The organism is Mesorhizobium sp. M2A.F.Ca.ET.039.01.1.1 (assembly GCF_003998035.1).
Classification (GTDB): domain Bacteria; phylum Pseudomonadota; class Alphaproteobacteria; order Rhizobiales; family Rhizobiaceae; genus Mesorhizobium.
Genome location: NZ_RZRY01000372.1, coordinates 1 through 6,326, shown reverse-complemented (window position 1 = coordinate 6,326; position 6,326 = coordinate 1). Strand labels below are relative to the sequence as shown.

Genomic DNA, 6,326 nt, shown 5'->3' with positions numbered 1-6,326 from the left:
ATCCTGATTTGCATCGAATACAAGGGGTCGCTAATCAAGCCGAATGTGCACCGCTATCGGCGAATCTGAAAGATCGCGACGCCGCTTTAGGCCGGCTTCGGCCAGAACAGCCAGGTGAGCGCCAGCGCCGCCAGAACCCAGACCGCGATCATGAAAGCGAGCCCCGCCTTGCTGACCGGCTTCTCGCGCCGCGCGGCTTCTTCGCGGAATTCACGCATCAGATCGGGCGGCACCAACCTGACCGCGAGCATGATGCCGAGAGGCACGACCAGCAGGTCGTCCAGATAGCCGATGATCGGGATGAAATCCGGGATGAGATCGATCGGGCTCAGCGCATAGGCCGCGACGGCGCCCGCGATGGCTTTTGCGTACCAGGGCACCCGCCAATCACGGGCCGCAATCCAGAGCGCCACCACGTCGCGCTTGATGGCGCGCGCCCATTGCTTTGCCGAGTCGAGAGCCGACATGAGCCCATTGTATAGGGCCGTATGGGCCTTCAGGCCAACGGACGAATACCGGATTGGCCTCTCAGGCGCAGTCCTTCAACTCGACAACCTCGACGCCGAGGCGGAAAGCCTGGCCATCGGCGTAGGAACGCGCATATTGCTCGGCTTCGAAGGGGAAGATGAGTGTGGTGCCGTAGGCGGTGACGCGCACCGTCCACTTCTGTCCCCTGACGAGTTCAACACCGTGAAGCTTCGCCGTCACCATCTCACCCTCCTCAGATCCGGCACGCTCGCAACATCCGCATAACGTCGCGAAAGTCATTTGAATACAAACAATTCGACTTAATCGTGTCGTTGCGATGTCGATTCCGACATTGGGTCGTTTGCGTCCGTGAAATGGTTCACCGACAGAAGGGTTTTTTGCCGCCGGCCGCGCGCGGGCATCATGGTGATCGGAACCGAGGCAGGCACGGCGGGTTGGAGTCATGGCCCGCACAGGAGGTTTCCATGATCCGCAAACTGAAAACCGGCGAATACCGGCTCTATTCGCGCAAGATCGATCCCAGGACCGGCAAGCGCCGCAATCTCGGCACCTTCAAGTCGCGCGAAGCCGCCGAAAAGCACGAACGCGAAGTGCAGTATTTCAAGCGGCACTAATTCCTCAACACAGTGATTTTGAAAGATTGCAGACTTGTCGAGCAAGGCCATCAACGTTGGGGTAGTCAGCGCAAACGCTGGCGATGAGCTGAAGGCTCCTGAACCTCGTCATTCTAGGGCGGAGCAAGGAGCGAAGCGACGCGCGCAGACCCTAGAATCCATGCCGTTACTTAGACCGAAGCGTGCAACGGTGCAGAATTTCTGGACCGCTGCGGCGCTCCCAAGTCACGGCATGGATCCTCGGGTCTGCGCGCGTCGCTTCGCTCCTTGCTCCGCCCGTGGATGACGACCGCGATAGGCGTCTCGGCCAATCGCCAACGCATGCCAATGCACACATAGCCAACCGGTCAAAATTTCTGTGTTAAGGAACTAGGACAATTCGGTGAGCGTCGGTACGGAAACGCCCAGGGAGCGGCCGCCGTTTCACCGGGAAGGTTTCATCCGTGCGGCGTCGGTTGCGTGCGCGGGCGAGGGTGGCCAGCCACGTTCGAGCCGATATGGTCGAGGTCGCAACGTCTCGTCACCATCTCGACCGACCCGGTGTCGACGGTCACCCGCCCCAGCACCTGCACCGTCGTGCGTCCGAGATCCTCGTCGACATGGACGACGTCGCCCTCCAGCCTCAGCTTGTCGCCTGCCTTGGCGTTTGGCTCGACCATCGAATAGCGGTGGCCGTTGCCGTCGAGGCTCAGCGTCACGCGGTCGTTGGTGCGCTCGACCACGGTGGCGATCACCGCCACCCTGTCGCCTATTTCAACAATGGGCCGTGCCATTGCGGCCTCCTTTCTGCTCCGCGCGGTCGTTGGCCGGGAGCCAATTGGCTGACGATATGACGGATGCCGACAGCTGCTGAAATAACGGGAAAACAAGTGTTTGGTTGCCTCTGCGCCGCCTGCCCCCGCAGCCCGCCGATCACATGAAGCCGGGATTTCGCGGCAGATACTGCGTCCAGTCGCGATAGCCGGGCGATGCCATCAACAGCATCGGGAAGGTGATGCGCATGCCTTGATCGACCGCAAGGCTGAGCGCGCTCTCGCATGTGCCCGGCAGGAAGGCCGATACCTTTTCGGCCGAGCGATCTGCCGCCAGCCGCAATGCCGTTGCGAAGGCATCGCGAAGAAAACCGGGCCGCGTCACCGCCAGGGGCCCGATATGCCCGCCGGCGCTAAGGTAGCTGTAGCCGATCGCCTCACTGCCGGCGAGGAGCAAGACACCTGTCGTCGCGGCATCGGTGCGCAGATAGCGGTGGTGCTTCTCTCGCGAGACCCCCAGGGCACTGGCATCGATTGCGACGAGTTTTTCCATTGTCGCGGCGCTGCGGTCCATTTCGACGGCGCGCAATGGCGATTGAGGCAAAGCCTTGGTCACCCGTTCGCGCGCGGCGCTGAAAACGTAGATCGGCGTTTTGGGAAACAGGCCGTGCCGCATGTAGAGGCCCTGCGAGACACGGTTGAAGGTGAACGTGATGAGCGCCCTGTGGGCTGCGCCCGATTTGCGGGCGTGCTGCATGGTTCGCTCCAGCAGCGTATTGCCGATGCCGTGGCCTTGTCGGCCAGGATCGACGAAAAGCTGGGCGAGAAACCAGATGTCGCCGCAGACCCAACTCCAGGCGAAGCCCGCAATGTCCCCATGGTCTTCCGCCACCCACAGGCCGTCGGGGCGTCCTCGAGTGAGAACAACTGGAAATTGGGCGGGCTCGTCGCCGCCATCGGGCCGAAGCCGTGCCGAACGGTAAGCTCGTTGATGCTGGCGACCACCATTGCATCGGTCGCGGCCAGGTCATCGGCGCGAGCAGGTCTGTAAACGAGCGACATGGAACAACCCCAACCATAGAGCGCGAGCCGCAGTTGCACCGATCATATCAGCGATCCATGCCTGCCGTCTTGGCCACGATCGGCGCTATCGCAGCTCCACCGGAGGCCACATCGGCCCCCGGTGCTTACGCTGCCCGTCAGACCGCCCCCGCTAGGGCGACTGCGTCGGCGCCAGCGGGGAAGCGCAGTGTGCCGGTAGTGTCGTTGACGGCCCGCCAAACGCCCTCGGCGACATCGATTTCCCTGGTGGTCAGCGCCCCGGCCATCGCCGGATCGGCGAGATTGCCGAAGACTGCCCTGGCAAAGTCGGCATAGGCCTCGGGGATAAGGTCCTGGACATTCACGCCGGTATTGGCGGTGAACCTCGTCGTCGGCCCGTAACCCGGTTCGACCAGCTTGGCCAGGACGTTGAAGGGCGCGAGCTCCAACGCCAGCGAGCCGGTGAAACCTTCGATCGCCTGCTTGCTCGCTGTATAGGCCGCCGCCAGCGGGAAGGGCGCCAGCGTGGCACTCGACGTCACATTGACGATGACGCCGGAACGGCGCTCGCGCATCCGCTGGATCACCGCCTGGGTCATCGCCATGACGCCGAACGTGTTGGTCTCGAAGACCTTGCGGATATGCGCCATCGGCGTCGCCTCGAAAGCTCCGGCGACGCCGATGCCGGCATTGTTGACCAATGCGTCGATCGGCCCGGCCGCTTCGACCGCCGCCGCGATGCTTTTGTCGTCCGTCACGTCGAGCGGCAGGATGCGCAGCGCCGGCGAAGGCGGCAGCACATCCTCGCGCGGGTTTCGCATCGTCGCGACGACGTTCCAGCCATTCGAGAGGAAATGGCGCGCCGTCTCCAGGCCATAGCCCGAGGAAGCGCCGGTGATCAGGATGGTTTTCATGGGTCCTCGCTGTTCGGTTTGTACGGCGGCAAGTTACCGGCAGCAGTCAGGACTATCTATGATTGACGATCCTGATTTTGTTTGCAAGAGTCCTGAAATGGTCGATCCTCTCTCTGAAGTCATAGCCTTGCTCAGGCCGCGCGCCGTGTTCACCAAGGGCATCAGCGGCGCCGGGCGCTGGGGTGTCCGCTACGCGGATTTCGGCCATCCGAGCTTCGCCGTCGTCATCGAGGGAGCCTGCCTGTTGGCGGTTGATGGCCAGCCGCCCTTGACGCTCGAAGCCGGCGATTTCGTCCTGCTGCCGAAAACGCCCGGCTTCACCATGACCGGCTTCGAGCCGGTCGTTCCGACGCTGATAGATCCCAACCTTGCCATGGCCGCCACGGAGGAGGTCCGGCACGGCCAGCAGGACGGCCCGCCGGACCTGCGCATGCTTGGCGGCTACTTCCTTTTCGACGGCGAGGATTCCGGCCTGCTGGTCTCATTGCTGCCCGCTCAGGTCCATGTCCGTGGCGTCGAGCGGCTGTCGGTCCTAGTGAAGCTGCTGGTCGAGGAGGCGGCGGGCCGGCATTCGGGGCGCGACCTGGTGCTGACCCGGCTGATCGAGATCCTGCTGGTCGAATCCCTTCGGCAGGCGCAGACGTCCGACGCGCCGGCCGGCCTGCTGCGCGGCCTGGGCGACGCGCGGCTGGCGGAGGCGATCCGCCGGATGCATGCCGATCCGGCGCGGCCCTGGACGATCGCCGAGCTGGCGAAGGAGGCCGCGCTTTCGCGCTCCGCCTTCTTCGACCGTTTCGTTCGCGGCGTCGGCGTGCCGCCGATGGAATATCTCTTGGCCTGGCGCATGGCGCTGGCGAAAGACCTGCTGCGCCGGCGGGAGGCCGATATCGCCGAGGTTGCCGAGCGTGTCGGTTATGGCTCGGCCAGCACCTTCAGCACCGCCTTCAGCCGCCATGTCGGCCAGCCACCCGGGCGCTACGCCAGGGCGACCGCGCACTAGCGGCGCCTTCGCCGCGCGGAACCAGGCGGGTCGCCAGATGTTCCTGTTGATCGCAACGACAACAGGAATGGCACATGGTTGCGCCACGCGCGGTCTGGAAGGGTTTTCTCAAGGTTGGGTCGGTCTCGTGTGGCGTGAAGCTGGTCGGCGCGACCAGCGAAACCGGAAAAGTTCATTTCAGGATTCTGAACCGCAAGGACGGCCTGCCGGTGAAAAGCGGCTATGTCGACGAGCAGACCGGCGATATCGTCGAGACCGAGGACCAGACCAAGGGCTTCGAGGCGGAGAAGGATGATTTCATCGAGATCGAGCCGGATGAGATCAAGAAGCTGAAACTCACCTCGGCGCACACATTGGAGGTTGACGAGTTCGTCGCCCTTGACGAGATCGACACCCGCTATCTGGAAAAGCCCTATTACCTCATCCCCGCCGATGGCGCTGCGCTCGAGGCCTTCAGCGTGCTGCGCGAGGCGATGAAGAAGAAGCGCGTCGCCGCAAGGTCCTGCGTCGTGCTCTACCAGCGCGGCCGCGAGGTCGTCATCCAGCCTTTCGGCAAGGGCATGCTGCTCACCGAACTGCGCACCCGCGACGAGATGGTCTCGGAGAAGAGCGTTTTCGAAGACCTGTCGTCACCGAAATACGACAAGGATCTGCTCGAGATTGCCGAGCTTTTGATCGACAAGAAGGTGACGAAGTTCGATCCTTCGAAATTCGAGGATACCTATGAGGATGCGCTGATCGCGATGATCGATGCCAAGCGCAAGGGCAAGAAACCGCCGAAGGCCGCGCCGCCGCCAAGAGAAAATGTCGTCGACCTCGCTTCGGTGCTGAGGAAGAGTCTCGCCAAGGAAGGCATCAAGGCGCCCTCGAAAACCAAGCCTGCCCGCAAGTCGGCCTGATCGCCGACTGATAGGATCGCCCAAGCTCGATCGACGGATCCGCTCACTCAGCGAGAGGTAGCTCTTTGCCTGATTGTAGTATCCTACCCTGGGGGATAGGATGAGAGCATGACAATACACAGCTCCCATCCCGACATCATCGCCCGGCTCAAGCGCGCGCACGGCCATCTCGCCGCCGTGCTCACCATGTTCGAGCAGGGCCGTTCCTGCCTTGACCTCGCGCAACAGCTCCATGCCGTCGAAAGCGCCGTCGGCAACGCCAAGCGCGAGCTGATCCACGACCATATGGAACATTGCCTTGTCGAGGGCGGCGAGCCGACCAGGGACACGCTGAAAGAGCTGAAGCAGCTCACCAAATATCTGTGAGGCCGCTCATGTTGACGAGGATTCTCGACTGGTTCGGCTTCGGCTCGCACGGGCATGACCACGGCAGACATGGCGGGCACGGCCATGACGGGCCGCACGGGCACACGCATGGCGTGATCGATGCGACGATCGCCACGACTGAGCGCGGCATCTGGGCGATCAAATGGTCGTTCGTCATCCTGGCGATAACGGCCGCGCTGCAGCTCGCCGTCGTCCTCTTTTCCGGCAGCGTGGCGCTGCTTGCCGACACC

General features: G+C 63.1%; 9 protein-coding genes and 1 pseudogene. 5 read left to right on the top strand and 5 right to left on the bottom strand.

Features of this window, described 5'->3' with window-relative positions; all coding sequences use genetic code 11:
- Nucleotides 1-86: 86 nt before the first annotated feature.
- Complete coding sequence (locus EOA24_RS24105; protein WP_126078094.1) at nucleotides 87-467, bottom strand: YkvA family protein; 381 nt, start codon at nucleotides 465-467, stop codon at nucleotides 87-89.
- Nucleotides 468-528: 61 nt separating this feature from the next.
- Nucleotides 529-711, bottom strand: coding sequence for a hypothetical protein (locus tag EOA24_RS24100; protein ID WP_036258067.1), 183 nt, complete (start codon nucleotides 709-711; stop codon nucleotides 529-531).
- Between the two features lie 242 nt (nucleotides 712-953).
- On the opposite strand from EOA24_RS24100, the gene EOA24_RS24095 reads away from it, so the two are divergent.
- Entirely contained in the window at nucleotides 954-1,103 is a 150-nt protein-coding gene (locus tag EOA24_RS24095) for a hypothetical protein (RefSeq protein ID WP_108702822.1), read from the top strand.
- A 437-nt stretch (nucleotides 1,104-1,540) separates the two neighbouring features.
- Here EOA24_RS24095 and EOA24_RS24090 read toward each other — a convergent pair whose 3' ends face one another.
- The 3 genes from EOA24_RS24090 to EOA24_RS24080 form a co-directional block, all read right to left on the bottom strand.
- The gene (locus tag EOA24_RS24090; RefSeq protein ID WP_126078093.1) at nucleotides 1,541-1,876 is read right to left on the bottom strand and encodes a hypothetical protein; all 336 of its coding nucleotides are present in this window, start codon (nucleotides 1,874-1,876) and stop codon (nucleotides 1,541-1,543) included.
- Nucleotides 1,877-2,015: 139 nt separating this feature from the next.
- Entirely contained in the window at nucleotides 2,016-2,747 is a 732-nt protein-coding gene (locus EOA24_RS24085; protein WP_245491174.1) for a GNAT family N-acetyltransferase, read from the bottom strand.
- Between the two features lie 307 nt (nucleotides 2,748-3,054).
- On the bottom strand, nucleotides 3,055-3,810 hold the full coding sequence (locus EOA24_RS24080; RefSeq protein WP_126078091.1) for an SDR family oxidoreductase: 756 nt from the start codon (nucleotides 3,808-3,810) through the stop codon (nucleotides 3,055-3,057).
- 97 nt (nucleotides 3,811-3,907) lie between these two features.
- Here EOA24_RS24080 and EOA24_RS24075 point away from each other — a divergent pair, with 97 nt between their 5' ends.
- The 4 genes and pseudogenes from EOA24_RS24075 to EOA24_RS24060 all read left to right on the top strand — a co-directional run.
- Nucleotides 3,908-4,810 carry an AraC family transcriptional regulator gene (locus EOA24_RS24075; protein ID WP_126078090.1) on the top strand — a complete coding sequence of 301 codons (903 nt, stop codon included), beginning with the start codon at nucleotides 3,908-3,910 and terminating at the stop codon, nucleotides 4,808-4,810.
- Nucleotides 4,811-4,884: 74 nt separating this feature from the next.
- Nucleotides 4,885-5,709: a Ku protein gene (locus EOA24_RS24070; protein ID WP_127410133.1), complete on the top strand. Its 825-nt coding sequence runs from the start codon at nucleotides 4,885-4,887 to the stop codon at nucleotides 5,707-5,709.
- 108 nt (nucleotides 5,710-5,817) lie between these two features.
- Nucleotides 5,818-6,075, top strand: coding sequence for a metal-sensing transcriptional repressor (locus tag EOA24_RS24065; protein WP_040973109.1), 258 nt, complete (start codon nucleotides 5,818-5,820; stop codon nucleotides 6,073-6,075).
- An 8-nt stretch (nucleotides 6,076-6,083) separates the two neighbouring features.
- Nucleotides 6,084-6,326, top strand: a pseudogene (locus EOA24_RS24060) (cation transporter); the annotation flags it as partial.